At 59.3% G+C, this 16,300-nt stretch carries 14 protein-coding genes, 2 tRNA genes and 2 pseudogenes; 8 read left to right on the top strand and 10 right to left on the bottom strand.

The annotated features are described in order from the left end of the window. The first annotated feature begins 31 nt into the window (after positions 1-31). Both ACG2K1_RS11575 and ACG2K1_RS11570 read left to right on the top strand, forming a co-directional pair. Entirely contained in the window at positions 32-598 is a 567-nt protein-coding gene (locus ACG2K1_RS11575; protein WP_094031148.1) for an NADPH-dependent FMN reductase, read from the top strand. A gap of 204 nt (positions 599-802) precedes the next feature. Then, positions 803-878, top strand: a tRNA-Phe gene (locus ACG2K1_RS11570). 202 nt (positions 879-1,080) lie between these two features. Here the strand turns inward: ACG2K1_RS11570 and ACG2K1_RS11565 are convergent. Beyond that, positions 1,081-1,983 (bottom strand): LysR substrate-binding domain-containing protein, encoded by a 903-nt coding sequence (locus ACG2K1_RS11565; protein WP_395429063.1) that lies wholly within the window; start codon positions 1,981-1,983, stop codon positions 1,081-1,083. Between the two features lie 113 nt (positions 1,984-2,096). Here ACG2K1_RS11565 and ACG2K1_RS11560 point away from each other — a divergent pair, with 113 nt between their 5' ends. Then, the gene (locus ACG2K1_RS11560; RefSeq protein ID WP_395429064.1) at positions 2,097-2,771 is read left to right on the top strand and encodes an FMN-dependent NADH-azoreductase; all 675 of its coding nucleotides are present in this window, start codon (positions 2,097-2,099) and stop codon (positions 2,769-2,771) included. Positions 2,772-2,924: 153 nt separating this feature from the next. On the opposite strand, the pseudogene ACG2K1_RS11555 reads toward ACG2K1_RS11560, so the two are convergent. From ACG2K1_RS11555 to ACG2K1_RS11520, 8 genes and pseudogenes are all read right to left on the bottom strand, one after another. After that, a pseudogene (locus ACG2K1_RS11555) lies at positions 2,925-3,608 on the bottom strand (IS110 family transposase); the annotation flags it as partial. A 56-nt stretch (positions 3,609-3,664) separates the two neighbouring features. After that, a complete protein-coding gene (locus ACG2K1_RS11550; RefSeq protein ID WP_395429065.1) occupies positions 3,665-4,435 on the bottom strand; it encodes a sulfite exporter TauE/SafE family protein in 771 nt (256 codons plus the stop codon). Between the two features lie 109 nt (positions 4,436-4,544). Beyond that, a pseudogene (locus ACG2K1_RS11545) lies at positions 4,545-4,835 on the bottom strand (transposase); the annotation flags it as partial. A gap of 506 nt (positions 4,836-5,341) precedes the next feature. Further along, positions 5,342-6,565, bottom strand: coding sequence for a DUF711 family protein (locus tag ACG2K1_RS11540; RefSeq protein WP_009426057.1), 1,224 nt, complete (start codon positions 6,563-6,565; stop codon positions 5,342-5,344). Between the two features lie 75 nt (positions 6,566-6,640). Continuing rightward, a complete protein-coding gene (locus tag ACG2K1_RS11535; protein WP_395429066.1) occupies positions 6,641-8,359 on the bottom strand; it encodes a proline--tRNA ligase in 1,719 nt (572 codons plus the stop codon). 508 nt (positions 8,360-8,867) lie between these two features. Beyond that, positions 8,868-9,401, bottom strand: coding sequence for a DUF302 domain-containing protein (locus tag ACG2K1_RS11530; RefSeq protein WP_009426060.1), 534 nt, complete (start codon positions 9,399-9,401; stop codon positions 8,868-8,870). 94 nt (positions 9,402-9,495) lie between these two features. Then, on the bottom strand, positions 9,496-9,858 hold the full coding sequence (locus ACG2K1_RS11525; RefSeq protein WP_009426061.1) for a rhodanese-like domain-containing protein: 363 nt from the start codon (positions 9,856-9,858) through the stop codon (positions 9,496-9,498). A gap of 84 nt (positions 9,859-9,942) precedes the next feature. Next, on the bottom strand, positions 9,943-10,287 hold the full coding sequence (locus tag ACG2K1_RS11520; RefSeq protein ID WP_009426062.1) for a carboxymuconolactone decarboxylase family protein: 345 nt from the start codon (positions 10,285-10,287) through the stop codon (positions 9,943-9,945). A 258-nt stretch (positions 10,288-10,545) separates the two neighbouring features. Here ACG2K1_RS11520 and ACG2K1_RS11515 point away from each other — a divergent pair, with 258 nt between their 5' ends. The 3 genes from ACG2K1_RS11515 (at position 10,546) to ACG2K1_RS11505 (ending at position 14,277) form a co-directional block, all read left to right on the top strand. Then, on the top strand, positions 10,546-11,475 hold the full coding sequence (locus tag ACG2K1_RS11515; RefSeq protein WP_036496046.1) for an AraC family transcriptional regulator: 930 nt from the start codon (positions 10,546-10,548) through the stop codon (positions 11,473-11,475). 92 nt (positions 11,476-11,567) lie between these two features. Next, positions 11,568-12,245 carry a sulfite exporter TauE/SafE family protein gene (locus ACG2K1_RS11510; protein ID WP_036496048.1) on the top strand — a complete coding sequence of 226 codons (678 nt, stop codon included), beginning with the start codon at positions 11,568-11,570 and terminating at the stop codon, positions 12,243-12,245. A gap of 115 nt (positions 12,246-12,360) precedes the next feature. Further along, the gene (locus ACG2K1_RS11505; RefSeq protein ID WP_395429067.1) at positions 12,361-14,277 is read left to right on the top strand and encodes an ATP-binding cassette domain-containing protein; all 1,917 of its coding nucleotides are present in this window, start codon (positions 12,361-12,363) and stop codon (positions 14,275-14,277) included. A 149-nt stretch (positions 14,278-14,426) separates the two neighbouring features. Here ACG2K1_RS11505 and ACG2K1_RS11500 read toward each other — a convergent pair. After that, positions 14,427-14,502: transfer RNA gene (locus tag ACG2K1_RS11500), tRNA-Lys, on the bottom strand. Between the two features lie 164 nt (positions 14,503-14,666). Between ACG2K1_RS11500 and ACG2K1_RS11495 the strand changes: the two genes are divergently transcribed. Both ACG2K1_RS11495 and hemL read left to right on the top strand, forming a co-directional pair. Next, positions 14,667-14,906: a hypothetical protein gene (locus ACG2K1_RS11495; protein ID WP_009426066.1), complete on the top strand. Its 240-nt coding sequence runs from the start codon at positions 14,667-14,669 to the stop codon at positions 14,904-14,906. Positions 14,907-14,916: 10 nt separating this feature from the next. Then, a complete protein-coding gene (hemL, locus tag ACG2K1_RS11490) occupies positions 14,917-16,200 on the top strand; it encodes a glutamate-1-semialdehyde 2,1-aminomutase (protein ID WP_395429068.1) in 1,284 nt (427 codons plus the stop codon). Positions 16,201-16,300: the final 100 nt, after the last annotated feature.

Below are 16,300 nucleotides of genomic sequence, written 5' to 3'. Positions count from 1 at the left end.
ATTCGTTTACCCATCAGAAAAGGAAAGCAAAATGGCGAAAAAAGTCAGCATCTTGGTCGGCAGCCTGCGCAAAGGCTCGTTTGCCCGCAAAATCGCACAAAACACCATCTCCATGTTTCCCGCAGGCTATGAGGCCGAAATCGTCGAAATCGGCCACCTGCCGCTCTACAACTTCGACTACGACGACCCGAACGAAACCGATTTCCCTACTCCCGAAAGCTACACTGCCTTCCGCGAAACCATCAAAGCGTCTGACGGCGTGCTCTTCGTCACCGCCGAAAACAACCGCACCGTGCCCGCCTGCCTGAAAAACGCCGTGGACATCGGCTCGAAACCGAACGCCGACGTTGCCTGGCGCAACACCCCCGCCGGCATCATCAGCCACTCCGTCGGCAAAATGGGCGGCTACAGCTCGCAGAAAAACCTGCGCCTCGCCCTGTCCTACTTCAACATGCCGCTCACCAGCCAGCCTGAAGTCTTCCTCGGCAACTCGCCGACCCTGTTCGACGAAAACGGCAAACTCACCGAATCGGCGCGTGAATTCGTCCAAGGCTACATCGACCAACTCGTCGCCCTGATTGAGAAAAACCCGAAATAAGCAAATAAGCGGCAAAAAGGCCGTCTGAAAACGAAGTGGGAACCTGTTTTCAGACGGCCTTTTGCGCCACGCGGCATGACCCGGCAGCACAGAACAAACTTCCCCGTCGAATTAAAGCATGAAAAATATTAGCTACTTATGGATTTTTTTAAAATATTCCTTGCCTCTCCATAACGAACATGATTTAATGCCGTCTTTCCGCAAGGCCAGATAGCTCAGTTGGTAGAGCAACGGATTGAAAATCCGTGTGTCGGCAGTTCGATCCTGCCTCTGGCCACCACTAACCGCTTTTCAGCGGTTATTTTTTTGTCTTCCGCCGTCTGATCGCACCATTCATAGCGCGACATTTATCGGAAATTGCCGCATGTCGTTCTTGTCTGTTGTCGACGGCATTTCCCATGGCGAACAACCATCATGCCGTCTGAAAGCCCGCAACAGCTTTCAGACGGCCTCTTTGATTGAAAACCGCTGCGTGGGCGGCATTACGGCAAAAGCGTGCCGCAGTCATGGGCATCCCCCGCCGCCAACAACCACCCTTCCACCACCCGCACCGCGGGCGACAGCACAACGCCGGTGGCGCGGCACAGGTAATAGCGGCGGCCGGGCAGGACGATGTCCGACACGCTGTGAACCAGGCCGAGGCGGAACTCTTCGGCCAGCAGGCTGCGGCCGAGCAGGGCGACGCCTTGTCCGGCCAGGGTGGCCTGAATCAGATGGCCGGCGTCGGAATAGCGGGTGCCGCCCTGCATGGCATGCGGCGGAACGCCTGCCGCCTGCGCCCAAGCCGTCCAGTCGGCGGCGCCCTGCGGCTTGTGCCAGTCCAGATGCAGCAGCGGCCAGTTTTGCGGTTCGGCGGGAAGTTTGGACAACAGCGCGGGGGCGGCGGCCGCGGCAAAAGTTTCGCCAAACAGCGGCACGGCTTCGATACCCGCGCTGTCGCTGCCGCCGTAGCGCACCGCCAAATCGGCTTCGCCCGCCGCGAGATCGGCGGTGCGGTAGTCGGCGCGGATATGCAGCTCGACATCGGGGCAGGCAGCCTGAAAACCGGCTAGGCGCGGCACCAGCCATTGGCGGGCAAATTCGGGTGTCAGCGCCAGTATCACGCGGCTGCGTTCGGGACGACGGATGCGGGCGGCGGCCTCGGCGATGGCGGCGAAACTGCCGCTTACGGCTTCGGCCAGCAGCCGCCCGTCGGCAGTCAGTACCACGGCGCGGGTACGCCGCTCGAACAGCGTTTTGCCCAACTGCGCTTCCAGCGTGCGGATGCGGTGGCTGACGGCGGTGGGGCTGAGCGCCAGCTCGGCAGCGGCGGCTTTAAAGCTGCCCAGCCGCGCGGCGGCCTCAAAGGCGTGCAGTGCGCCAAGAGAGAAGGGAATACGGTTCATATCGCAGTGATAATGGATGAAAAAATCTCGACTGTCGGCTGAGAAAACAGCGTTTGCCGGAATCAGGGCAGGGCGGCAGAATCGCGCTTCTGTTTTGTTTCGGAGAGCCAAAAATGACCACGATTTTACACATTGATTCCAGCGCCCGTAGCGGCATTTCCGGGCAGGACGCCTACGGTTCGCACACCCGCCGCCTGAGCGCGCGTTTTGTCGAACGCTGGCGCCAGGCGCGCCCCGACAGCCGCATCGTTTACCGCGACGTCGGGCAAAACCCGCCTGCGCCGGTGAGCGGCCGTTGGATACACGCCGCATTCACCCCGCCCGAAGCGCGCGAGCCGTGGATGAACGAAGTGCTGCGCGAAAGCGACGCGCTGGTGGACGAACTAATCGCCGCCGACATCATCGTGGCCGGCGTGCCGATGTACAACTTCGCGCCGCCCGCCCAGTTCAAGGCCTATATCGACAACATCGTGCGCGTCGGCCGCACCTTCGGCTTCGACCGCGGCCGCGCGGGCAAGCCCTACTGGCCGATGCTGGCGGACGCAGACAAACGTCTGCTGATTGTCTCCGCCCGCGGCGACTACGGTTACGACAGCGGCCAGGCGGATTACGCCAACCACGTCGAAGCGTCGGTGCGCACTGCCTTCGCCTACATCGGCATCAGTAATGTGCAAAGCGTGGCGGCGGAATACGACGAGTTCGGCGGCGAACGCTTGCAGCAGTCGCTGGCGGACGCGGAAAGCGCCGTGGCGCGCGTGGCAGATGAATGGCTGGAGCAAACGGTTTGATTGTTTGTGATGGTAAAGGCCGTCTGAAAACCCAAAAACCGCTTTCAGACGGCCTTTTGTTGAAACAAGCACGCCGATGATGCAAAACCGAGTGTGGCAAATGCGTAGCAACTGTATTTTTCACCCCGTCGGGCAAAAATACCAAAACTCAAATCAAGCCGTTTGGATACCGTTTTCGGTGGTACCGTTTTCGGCAAAATAATCACGCATCCGGGCATTCAATATCGTCAGCAGTTTGCGCATACATGCCGTAACGGCAACCTTATACGGCTTACCCTTGGACAGCAGGCGCTGATAGAAATCCCGAATAAGCGGTTCAAAACGTGCCGCCACCACGGTTGCCATATACAGCGCCTTACGCACCGCAGACCTTCCGCCGAAGCAGCGGCTTTTGAATTTGGTTTCCCCGCTCTCCCTCGGGTGTGGGGCAATACCGACCAGACTCGCTATCCGTTTGTGGCTCAGCCGTCCCAATTCGGGCAGCATCGCCATCAGCGTAGCCGTCGTTATCGAACCGATGCCTTTGATTTGTTCCGCCACTTGGGCTTTGCCGTCAAAATGCGTGTGGGTGTGGTCATCGATTTGTTTGTCCAAGTCGTCAATCAGCCGGTCAAAATGGGCAATCAGTTGTTTGACGCTTTTAACTTGCGTTTCGTGAACCTGATGCAGACGGTTTTTCTCGGCAGTCCGCATCTCCACCAGCTGGTTGCGGCGGTTAACCAATGCTTCCAACACTTCTTCCGCTTCGGTGGGCGGGTGGTAGAGCATGGTTTGCCAACCTTCTTTCTGTGCCGTCATCTGTGCGAAGAAGGCGAGCATTTGGGCATATTTGGTATCCAAAGGTCGTCTGAAACGCTTTCAGGACGCTAATCCTGCTATGGCGCGCCCCATCTCTATCGAATCAAATCCCAAGCAAATTTGCCTATGGTCAGGCATAGCAACACCATAAATCCGTAACGCAGAAACTTGGTTCCGCCGCGTATCGCCAATTTCGCGCCGACCACGCTGCCGCATAAATTCGCCAGCGCCAGCGGCACCGCCCATGCCCACATGACATGGCCTTGCGGGATGAAAAACGCCAGCGCGGCAAGGTAGGTGGTGGAATTGATGACTTTGGCGGATGCGTTCGCCGTCAGGAAATCATAACCGTAAAAACGGACGAACACGAAGACCAGCAGGCTGCCTGAGCCCGGCCCGAAGATGCCGTCGTAAAAACCGATGAGCGTGCCGAACAGCAAGCCGCATAAGGTTTCGCGGCGCGTCAGTTTTTCGGTGCGCACCGCCTGTCCCAAGTCTTTTTTCAGAAAAGTATAAAGGCACATGGCCACCATGATGACCAACATCGCCGGTTTCATGTAGTGCACGGGCAGATACGCCACGGCATTCGCGCCCAGATAGGAAGCGGCAAACGCCAGCGCGGCGGCGGGCAGCAGCACTTTCCACGGCACGGGGATTTTGCGCAGGTATTGCCCCGTTGCGGTCAGCATGCCGAAGCAGGCAGCGAATTTGTCGGTGCCAACCACCGAAGCCACGGGCGTGGAAGTGGGCAGTAGGTTGAACAGCCCCGGGACTTGCAGCAGCCCGCCGCCGCCGACCGCCGCATTCATCAGTCCGGCGCAAAATCCGGTGAGGAGTAAGAGGTAGAAAAAGGAATCTATGGGCATGATGATTCAGGCTTTATTGGAAATTTCTTATCAGGGAAAAGGTCGTCTGAAAACAGTATTGCACATGAAAATCCATGTTTTAAAATGTTCAGACGACCTTTTTCAACCCCGCTTCGGTTTTGGTCAGCGACTGTGATTGGGCAAACTGATGCGTCTGACGAGGGTTGGCGATAATCACGGCTATGCCTGCACGGTGGATGGCTTTGGCGGCGGGGACTTCGAGACCGCCGGTGCTTTCCATCACGACGAGTGCGACGTTGTGTTTTTTAAGGTATTCGACGGTATGGGCGATCCCTTTGGGGTTGTTGGTTTCGGTTTTGGTTTTAGACAAAGACGAAACGGAGATGACGAAGTTTCGTTTGGCAATGTCGATGCCTGCGTAATTGTGTTGGGTACTCATCATAAACCTGCCTTGCATTCGGTTGTGTTGTCCGGCAACTGTCCGGTTGTGTCGATGGGTGTCCGGCCGCTCCCTGAGCTACGCAACGGTTTTTTGCCTCGGTTGGGTACGGGTGGCGGCCGGGCGGTTTGTTGCTATGATACTGGAGTTCCGATATACAAGGTTGGACATTTATGCCCGATATTTTTTGTTTTGTTGTCAATTTGCCGGACATAAATTCCCGACCTGCGTGCCTAAAAAGCAGCCTGAAAGTGCCGTTGCAGCTTTCAGGCTGTTTTTTAGGATTTACGCGGAATGGCAAAGGCAGCCTGAAAACCTTAATCGACCTTTCAGACGGCCTTTTATTCAAACAAGTGCACCAACGACACCAAGCTCGCTTGTATGGCAGCCGTGTTTGTCGGGCATAAATACTCGACCTACGTGTCAATCAGTCTTTCAGGCTGTTTTTCGCTGTTCTCAGGCAGCCTGAAACCCCAAACCACGCTTGCAGGCTGCCTTTGCCGCGCTTACTGTACCGCCAGCACCGCGCAGTTGCACAAATCGTCGCTTTCAAAGGCGGTAATGTCGCCCGCTTTCAGGCCGGGTACGGGGAACAGGCGCACGGTGAGCGGTTTGTTCAGGCGGAAGGCCATGGTGCCGGTGTCGCGCATCAGCGCGGTGATGCGGTCGGCGGGGGTGTCGCCGGGGATGGGAACGGTGTCCAGCCCGATGCCGCAGACGCTGCTGTACGTCAAAAGCGCGCGCAAATCGAAGGTAGGCACGCGGCTGGCGGCGGCGAGACCCGCGTCTTCGGTTACCGCCAGCATCAGCCCCGAGAAGCCGACGGCGTTGACGTTTGCCAGCGTTTTGAACACGCGGGTGAGCAGGGCGGAGGCTTCGATGCTGCCTGCCGCGCCAAAGTGCGGCACGCGCAGCAGACGGTAGATTTCCGTCATCGAGGTGCAGTTTTTCGACGGTGCGGCGGAGGTGTCCATGCCCGCATAGCGCCAGCCGCCGTCCAATGCGGTGGCGGCAATGATTTCCTGCACGCGGTCGGCGTGGTATTGCAGGGCTTGGCGCATGGCGGTGTAGGCAGCCTGAAGAAAGGCGGACTGGTCGGCAGGCGGGTTTAAGGCGCGCAGTGCGGCGGCGAGCAGGTCGGGCGTTTCCAAGCCGACAACGATGCAGTCGCCCTGTGCGCCGCGGTGGAAGCCGGCGGGGAAGTAGGGGATCAGCGGGGCGCAGTTGAAATTGACGGTGAAGTTGAAATTGCCTTCGCCGCGCGGGGTGATGCGGGCGATTTCTTGCACGGCGGCGGTGCAGCGCTCGATTTGGTCGTGTTCGGGGATGCCGTTTTCGTCGGCGGCGATGTTGACGCAGGCATTGCTCAAATCGCCGTAGTCGCGGATTAACTCGGGCAGCAGGGCGATTTCTTCGGCGCTGCGGGCTTCGCCGATGGCAAAGCGGATGCGCAGGCCGTTTTGGTTCAGCCCGGCGAGGATGCGCTGGATGTAGGCGAGCCCTTGTTTGGCGGACTCGGGCGAGGCGGTGTCGAGGTATTCGCCGAAGGGGTTGGCGACGATGCGCACGGATTGGACGGTGTAGCCTTCCTGCGCGAAGGCGGCGGCCAGACGGTCGCACTGGTGCTTGGCGGCGGCGAGGGTGTCCGCCCAAGTGTTTTGCGCGGGCGACAGGGTGGCAAAGGCGGTAATGGCGCGGATGCGGCAGAGCGCGGGGGAAGTGAGCGGCAAGGGAGTTCCTTTGGGTTTGGGTGTGTGATAGGCCGTCTGAAAACATCTTTTCAGACGGCCTTTGTGCTTCGTTGCTTATGCTTGTTTCACCGCTGCGGCCACTTTCGCTGCGGCTTCGGCGAGCGCGATGCTCTGCACTTGGCTGTCGGTGCGGCGGGCGTATTCGACTTGGCCTTCTTTCAAGCCCCGGTCGCCGATGACGATGCGGTGCGGGATGCCGAGCAATTCGCTGTCGTTGAGCAGCACACCGGCGCGCTCGTCGCGGTCGTCCAGCAATACATCTACGCCGGCGGCTTGCAATTCGGCGTAAAGGCGGTCGGCGGCTTCGCGCACGGCGTCGGATTTTTTGTAGTTCATCGGCACGATCACGGCTTGGAAGGGCGCCATCGCGTCGGTCCAGATGATGCCGCGCTCGTCGTTGTTTTGCTCGATGGCGGCGGCGACGATGCGGGTGATGCCGATGCCGTAGCAGCCCATTTCCATGATTTGCGCTTTGCCGTTGTTGTCGAGGAAGCTGGCGTTCATGGCGGCGGAGTATTTGTCGCGCAATTGGAAAACGTGGCCGACTTCGATGCCGCGCGCGAGTTTCAGGCTGCCTTGCCCGTCAGGGCTTGCGTCGCCCTCAACTACGTTGCGCAAATCGGCAAATTCGGGCTCGGCAGCGTCGCGGCCGAAGTTGAAACCGGTGTAGTGCCAGCCGTTGTCGTTCGCGCCGATCACCCAGTCTGCGCCTTTTTCGACGGCAAAATCGGCGTAAACCTTGCCCGCAAAGCCTACGGGACCGAGCGAGCCGCCGTCGGCGCCGAATTGGGCGCGGATAAGTTCGGGTGCGGCCATGGTCAGCGGGGCTTTTACGCCGGCGAGTTTTTCGGCTTTGATGTCGTTGAACTCGTGGTCGCCGCGCAGCAGCAGCAACACCGGTTCGCCGTCGTTTTCGCCTTCGACGACGATGGATTTGAGCGTCTGTTCAACCGGAATATTGAGAAATTCCACCAACGCGACGATGGTTTTCACATCGGGCGTGTGCACTTTCTCTAGCGTTTTTTCAGGCTGCCTGCGCTCGCCAGAGAGACGCAAAGTCGGCGCCAGCTCGATATTGGCGGCGTAATCGGAAGTGTCGCTGTAGGCAATCACGTCTTCGCCGCTCTCGGCCAGCACTTGAAACTCGTGCGAGCCGGTGCCGCCGATGCTGCCGGTGTCGGCGGCGACGGGGCGGTAGTTCAGCCCCAGACGATCGAAGATGCGGCAGTAGGCGTCGTACATCGGCTGGTAGCCGTCGCGCACCAGCGATTCGTAGTCGGCGTGGAAGGAGTAGGCGTCTTTCATCACAAATTCGCGCGCACGCATCACGCCGAAACGCGGGCGCACTTCGTCGCGGAATTTGGTTTGGATGTGGTAAAAGTTTTGCGGCAGCTGCTTGTAGCTGGTGATTTCTTTGCGCACGATGTCGGTAATGACTTCTTCGCAGGTCGGCCCCATGCAGAAATCGCGCTCGTGGCGGTCTTTCAGGCGCAAGAGCTCCTTGCCGTAAAACTCCCAGCGGCCGGATTCCTGCCACAATTCGGCAGGCTGCACCACGGGCATCAGCAATTCGACGCTGCCGGCGCGGTTCATCTCTTCGCGTACGATGTTTTCAACCTTGCGCAGCACGCGCAGACCCATCGGCATCCAGGTGTACAAACCGGAGGCGTTGGCTTTGATCAAACCCGCGCGAATCATCAGCTTGTGGCTGGCCAGAGCGGCTTCGGCGGGGGCTTCTTTTAAAGTGGAAATGAAAAATTGGCTGGCTTTCATGGCATTGTTCTTCTTTGTAAAAAACGAGGCCGCATTGTACCGCGAAACCGTTTTCCTGCGCTGATGCCCCGAAGAGGGGGCAGGGCGGCTTGGGCCGTCTGAAAAACAGAGTGTCAGTCAAGCCGGAACAGGCGGCGGAACAGGCTTGTCAATCTCTGTTTATGCACAATTTCGCACCGGTTTGTTTTCGCTGGAAATTTAGTACGCCGTGCTAAACCGTCTCATCGTGAAATATATATTCTGTTGATTTTTATGTGTTTTATTTTTGAATATTTTTTAGGCAGTTTAAGCGGCCGGTTGCCGCAATAGGGATTTTTCCGTTTACCCGCAAGTTGTACACAGATTTATCCACAGAGATTGTGGGTAAACGAAAGGCCGTCTGAAAACCCTCAAACGGAGTTTTCAGACGGCCTCAGCCATTTTGCGCCGCGTTTTAGGGCGTGTTGACAATCAGCCTTGCGGCGGTGTTTTTGGCAAAAAATACCCACAAGCCGAATGTCAACACGTCCTATTCGCTGACGGTTTTTTCAATCAGCGCCGGCACACGGTCGAGCGTGTTTTCCACGTCGGCAACCGAAATGCGGCTGTCGGCAATCAGGGAACGGGTGTCGGCGAGGACGGCGCGCACCTGCCCGTCGGTTTCCGTTACCAGTACTTTGAGCGGCAGGCGCAGGGCAAAGTCGGGGTCTTTGGCCATCAGCGGCGTGCCCGCTTTGGGCGCGCCGAACACAATCACCGTGGCCGGCTGCATATCCAGCCCCGCTTTTTGCGCGGCGGCGCGGTGGTCGATCAGGGCGAACACGGTCATGCCTTTGGCCTGCACGGCGTTTTTCAGGCGGGAAACGGTTTCGTCGAAGCCGTAGCGGCTGGCGAAGCTGTGCACGTTCGTCGGAGGCGGCATTTCAGCCTCCCGCGCCTCTGACGCTTCGGCGGCGGCGTTGTGCACGCCCGCAGGAGGCTGCGCCGTTCCCGTTTGCGTGCCCGCGCAGGCAGACAGAGACAGCGCAGCGGCCAGTGCGGAAAATTTTCGTTTCATATTCATTCGGTTCTCCTTCGGTTTACGGTTTCACGGTTGCGGCACTTGGGAAAAGAGGCCGTCTGAAAGGCTTTCAGACGGCCTTTTTGCAAACGGGCTGTTATTTCATGCCCTTGGCGACGAGATCCTGATAGCCGCCGTGGTTGGTGACGCGGGTGTAGCCCAGTTTTTCCAGCATCTGCTTGGCGAGGCCGGCGCGGCGGCCGGATTTGCAGTAGAGGTTGACGGGGGCGTTTTTGTCGGGCACGGCTTCGGCGATTTTGGCGGTAATTTGTTCGAGCGGGATGTTTTGCGCGGCCGACAGGTGGCCTGCGGCGTATTCTTCGGGGCTGCGCACGTCTATCCACACGCCGCCCTCATGCGCCTGCTGCTGCGCCGTTTGGGCGGGCGCGAGGGAGAGGGCGAAGGCGGGCTGGGCGAGCAGCGCGGCGGCGGCAAATACGGGGAGAAGCAGTTTTTTCATCGGGTTTCCTTTCGGTAATTATGGCACAAATAATGCGGCTCAAAGGCCGTCTGAAAGCATTATTTCAGACGGCCTAGGCGGTTTTCAGCTTTGGCTTTCCGCCGCTTCGAAGGCGCGCAGGGCGTAAGTATAGGCCGCGCCGGCGTTGAGGGAAATGGCGGTGGCCAGTGCGCCGGCGATTTCGCTCTCGGTTGCGCCCGCTTTGACGGCGGCGGCGGCGTGGACGCTGATGCAGCTTTCGCAGCGGGTGGTGATGGCGACGGCGATGGCGATCAGTTCGCGCGTTTTCGCGTCGAGGGCTTCGGCGGCGGCGGCCTGTTCCAATGTGCCGTAGGCTTGCAGCATTTTCGGGTGTTTTTTGCCCATTTCGCCGAAGGCTTTTTTAACGTGGGCGGTATGTTCGGGCCAGTTTTTGAATGTGGTTTCCATGATGGTCTCTTTCCTTAATCTTGTGGTTATAGTGAATCAACACGAAAATCTACGGCGTTGCTGCGCCTTAGCTCGAAGGGGACGGTTTTCTAATGCATTGGAAATGCCAAGAAAACCAGCCTCGTACTACTTGTACTGTCTGCGGCTTGCTGCCTTGTATCTTTCCGTGTTGTTTTACTAATTAAAACAGACAACACCGCCATTATTGTCTTTTTCGTTCTATAATACCCGTCAAATCGTATCATGAGGTGGCGCAAAATGGATATTCTCGACAAGCTGGTGGCGCTCTCGCAGGTGAGCGGCAGCGTCGATGTGCAGTGTCTGTTTCAGGGCGAATGGTATGTGCGGCACGAGGCGCGGCGCGGGCAGGGGTTGGTGCATATCGTTACGGGCGGCGAGGGCTGGCTCAAAGCGGATGCCGACGACAAGGCGCGGCGGCTGCGCGCGGGCGACGTAGTGTTTTTTCCGCGCACCGCCGATCATGTGTTGAGCAGCGAGGCCGACTGCGCCAACAGCGGCGCGGCGGTGGTTTCGGAGCGCAGCGGCGCGTTCACGCTCAAACGCAGCGGCGAAGGCGCGGCCGATTTGAGCCTGTTTTGCGCCCGCTTCGCCTACGATACGCAGGCCGACCTGATGGCGGGGCTGCCGGAAACGGTGCTGCTCGATATGCGCGGCACGCCGCTGCCGCATCTGGTGTCGCTGTTGCAGGCCGAGGCCGACAGGCCGCAGCCCGGCTCGAAGGCGGTGGTCGACGCGCTCTCGGCGGTGCTGCTGGTGTCGCTGGTGCGCGTTTTCCTGGCCGAACATCCGGTGCGGCCGCTGCCCGAGGGGCTGCTCAAAGGCTGGCGCGACCGCCGTTTGCGCGGCGTGATTCAGGCGGTGCTCGACGACCCGGCGCGCGCGTGGACGATAGAAGAAATGGCCGACGCCGCCACCGTGTCCCGCGCCCAACTGATGCGCCTGTTTAAAGCGCACACCGGCACCAGCCCCTACGCCTTCGTCAACCGCATCCGCCTGCAACAGGCCGCCGCCATGCTCAAACAAAGCGCGGATTCCGTGCTGGCCGTCGCCCTGGCCTGCGGCTTCGGCTCGGAAACCCACTTCGGTAAAGCGTTTAAAAAAGCCTACGGCCTCACGCCCGGCCAGTATCGCAAACAGGCAGACGCGGCGGAAGATTTTGTGATTTAACTGCATTAAGGCCGTCTGAAAACCCTGTTTTCTCTTTTTTCAGAAACGTCATCCCCGCGTAGGCGGGGACGGCCTCCCACCCGCACACACCCATGAACAGCGACCTCTCCTTCCTCACCCTCTTTCTGCTCGGCTTTTTTGGCGGCGGCCACTGCCTGGCCATGTGCGGCGGCCTCTCTTCCGCTTTCGCCCTGCAACTGCCGCCGCATATCAACCGCCTGTGGCTGATTGTGCTGATGAACCTCGGCCGCATCGCCAGCTACACCGCCATCGGCCTGATTGTCGGCGCGCTCGGCCAGTTCGGCATTTCCCTCGACCAAACGCGCGGCGCGCAAACCGTTTTGTTCCTCGCCGCCAACATCCTGCTGCTGCTGCTCGGCCTCTATCTGGCGGGGCTGTCCGACCTCGTGCGCCATATCGAAAGCGCGGGCAAACCGATCTGGAAACGGCTCAACCCGCTGCTCAACCGCCTGCTGCCGATTAAAAGCGTGCCCGCCTGTTTCGCTGTCGGCCTGCTGTGGGGCTGGCTGCCCTGCGGCCTGGTTTACAGCGCCTCGCTCTACGCCCTCGGCAGCGGCAGCGCCCTGCACGGCGGCCTGCTGATGCTCTGCTTCGCGCTGGGTACCCTGCCCAATCTTTTGGCCTTCGGCTGGTTTGCCGGACAACTCAAAACCCTGCTGCAAAACCGCCGCGTCCGCCTCTTCGCCGGACTTTCCGTCTGCGCCTGGGCGCTGTGGCAGCTTTACCGTATCGCGCTGACAATATTGTGAACCAAAGGCCGTCTGAAACTTTCAGACGGCCTTTCCCAACCCATGCCCCGTGCTTTTCAGACGGCCTTTTGCCTGTACAATCCGCCCCTTTGCCATCCCGTTGAAACCCAAACCCATGAACATCCTCCAAGCCGAAAACCTGTCTTTTGCCGTCGGCCATGTCGCCCTGCTCGACAAAGCCGCTTTCCAACTCGACGCCGGCGAGCGCGTCGGCCTCATCGGGCGCAACGGCGCGGGCAAGTCCTCGCTGTTGAAAATCCTGGCCGGTGTGCAGAAGCCCGACGACGGCCAGCTCGTTTTACAAAACGGCCTGAAAACGGTGTATGTGCCGCAGGAAAGTTTTTTCGACCCGCAGGCCACGGTGTTCGACGCCGTATCCGAAGGGCTGGGCAGCCTGCGCGACGTGCTGCGCCGCTATCATGCGGTGCTCTCGGAACTGGAAAAGCAGCCTGAAAACGTAGAACTCACCGCCGAAATGAACGCGCTGCAAAACCAAATCGAAGCGCAAAACGGCTGGCAGTTCGACGCCGCCGTGCGCCAGACCATCGGCGAATTGGGGCTGCCTGAAAACGAAACCATCGCCAACCTGTCCGGCGGCCAGAAAAAGCGCGTCGCGCTGGCGCAGGCCTGGGTGCAAAAGCCCGATATCCTGCTGCTCGATGAGCCGACCAACCACTTGGACATCGATGCCATCATCTGGCTGGAAAACCTGCTGCGCGGCTTTTCAGGCAGCCTGATTGTGATCACCCACGACCGCCGTTTTCTCGACCACATTGCCACGCGCATTGTCGAACTTGATCGCGGCATTTTGCGCCCCTACCCCGGCTCATTCGCGCGTTACAGCGAGAAAAAAGCCGAAGAGCTGGCGGTGGAAGCCGAGCACAACCGCCTGTTCGACAAATTCCACGCCCAGGAAGAAGCGTGGATACGCAAAGGCATCGAAGCGCGGCGCACCCGCAACGAAGGCCGCGTGCGCCGTTTGGAAGAGCTGCGCCGCCAACGCGCCGCGCGCCGCGAGCGGCAGGGGCAGGTGTCGTTCAAACTCGATGCCGGCGAAAAAAGCGGCAAAATCATCGCCGAACTCGAACACGCCAGCTTCGACTACGGCGGCAAGCCCATCATGCGCGACTTCTCCGCCGTGATTCAGCGCGGCGACAAAATCGGCCTGATCGGCGCCAACGGCATCGGTAAAACCACCTTTTTAAAGCTGATTTTGGGCGAACTCTCGCCAACTTCGGGCAAAATCCGTCTCGGCAGCAAGCAGGAAACCGCCTATTTCGACCAGTTCCGCAGCGCGCTCAACGAAAACGACACCGTGTTCTACACCTTAGGCCAGGGCAACGACTATGTGGAAATCGGCGGCAAAAAACGGCATGTGATGGGCTATTTGGAAGACTTCCTGTTCCACCCCGCCCGCGCGCAAAGCCCCGTGTCTTCGCTCTCCGGCGGCGAGCGCAACCGCCTGCTGCTGGCCAAACTGTTTACCCGCCCGGCCAATATTCTGGTACTCGACGAGCCGACCAACGACTTGGACATCGACACGCAGGAGCTGCTGGAAGAGCTGCTGCGCGACTACGACGGCACCGTGTTTCTGGTGTCGCACGACCGTACCTTTCTCGACAACGTCGTTACCCAAAGCATCGTCTTTGAAGGCGAAGGCCGTCTGAAAGAATATGTCGGCGGCTATCAGGACTATCTCGATGCCAAAAACCGCGAGCAGGCTTTTCAGGCTGCCGCACCTGCGAAACCCGCGCCCGAAGACGCATCCGCCAAGTCTGCCAAACCCAAGGCCAACCGCACCGTCAAACTCTCCTACAAAGAGCAGCGCGAACTCGATACCCTGCCCGACGAAATCGCCGCCCTCGAAACCGAACAAAACGAACTGGCCGCGCAACTGTCCGACCCCGAAGTGTTCCGCGACTACGAAAAAGCCGCCGAGTTGCAACAGCGTGCGGAAGCGGTGGAAAACGAGCTGATGGAAAAACTCGAACGCTGGGAAGCGCTCGAAGCCAAACAGGGCGGGGCAGGCTGAGGCCGTCTGAAAGGCATACGCAGAGCGTTTCCGCAAAAACACCGCCCTGCAAAAAGGGCGGCGTTTTTCACTGCATGTCCGACAGGTTGAAAAACATAGTCAGCCATGCGGGCAAAAAAAAGCTGGGTTGGAAAACCCGGCTTTAAAATTGGTGGGTCGTGAGCGATTCGAACGCTCGACCAACGGATTAAAAGTCCGCTGCTCTACCGACTGAGCTAACGACCCGTAAGAAAGGAAAGCGCGCATAATAATGAGCCAGACGCGCCCCGTCAAGCATTTTCTGCAATTTTTTGCGGCGGCAGCTTCTGCGGCGGGGAGGCCGCGCCCGCCGCATGGAAACGGCGTTTCCGAAGCGCGGCTTCAACGAAGTGAAAACAGGGTAAAATGCCGTGCTTTTATCCGTTTGGAAAACCGCCGTGCGCCGCCTGCCGCTCTACAATTTCCTACCGACCAATTTTTTCTACATGAAAAGCCGCCGCGACACATGGAAGCTGTGCATCGACTACGACGGCGACACCGTGTCCGACTACCGTTTCAGCCACGATGTCAAAACCGAAACCGACTCTCCCGCAGGCAGTTTGATTAAAGATATTTTCAGACGGCCTCAAACCCCATCCGCATCAAAATAAGGAAACCCCCATGACCCGCAACGAACAACTTTTCACCCGCGCCAAAGCCATTATCCCCGGCGGCGTCAATTCGCCCGTGCGCGCCTTCGGCAGCGTCGGCGGCGTGCCGCGCTTTATCCAAAAGGCCGAGGGCGCCTATGTGTGGGACGCCGACGGCACGCGCTATATCGATTATGTCGGCTCATGGGGACCGGCCATCGTCGGCCACGCCCATCCCGAAGTGATTGAAGCCGTGCGCGAAGCGGCTTTGGGCGGGCTGTCGTTCGGCGCGCCCACCGAAGGCGAGATTGTGATCGCCGAAGCAATCGCCAAACTGGTGCCCAGCGTCGAGCAGGTGCGTTTGGTCAGCTCGGGCACGGAAGCCACCATGTCGGCTATCCGTCTGGCGCGCGGCTTTACCGGCCGCGACAAAATCGTCAAATTCGAGGGCTGCTACCACGGCCATTCCGACAGCCTGCTGGTGAAAGCGGGCAGCGGCCTGCTTACCTTCGGCAACCCGTCGTCCGCAGGCGTGCCCGCCGATTTCACCAAGCACACGCTGGTGCTGGAATACAACAACGTTGCCCAGCTTGAAGAAACCTTCGCGCAAATCGGCGGCGAAATCGCCTGCGTCATCGTTGAGCCCTTTGCCGGCAATATGAACTTGGTGCGGCCGTCTGAAAGCTTTGTCAAAGCCCTGCGCGAACTCACCGCCAAACATGGCGCGGTATTGATTTACGACGAAGTGATGACCGGATTCCGTGTCGCGCTTGGCGGCGCGCAGTCGCTGCACGGCATCACGCCCGATTTGACCACGATGGGCAAAGTGATCGGTGGCGGTATGCCGCTGGCGGCGTTTGGCGGCCGCAAAGACATTATGGCCTGCATCTCGCCGCTGGGCGGCGTGTATCAGGCCGGCACTTTGTCGGGCAACCCCGTCGCCGTCGCCGCCGGTTTGAAAACGCTAGAAATCATCCAGCGCCCCGGGTTCTACGAAAACCTGGCCGCGCGTACCGAACAGCTGGTGCAAGGCTTTCAGGCTGCCGCCGCAGCTTCAGGCGTCGCCTTCTGTGCCGACAGCGTGGGCGGCATGTTCGGCCTGTATTTTTCAGACGGCCTGCCGCAAAACTACGCCGACATGGCCCGTTCGAACACCGACGGCTTCAAAACCTTCTTCCACGGCATGCTCGACAAACAAGTCGCCTTCGGCCCTTCGGCCTATGAAGCAGGCTTCGTTTCCGCCGCGCATACGCCTGAGCTGATAGACGAAACCGTGTCTGCCGTGAAAGAAGTGTTTAAGGCGATGGTAGGTTGAGATAAAACGAAATCGCCAAACACAAAGGCCGTCTAAAAACGTTTTGTACTTTTCAGACGGCCTCAACGATATAGTGAGCCAAAATAAAAAATCTACGGCG

It is taken from the genome of Neisseria sp. 23W00296 (assembly GCF_044772855.1).
Classification (GTDB): Bacteria; Pseudomonadota; Gammaproteobacteria; order Burkholderiales; family Neisseriaceae; genus Neisseria.
Note: the sequence above shows the minus strand (reverse complement) of the source record. Positions and strands in the feature narration are given on the sequence as shown.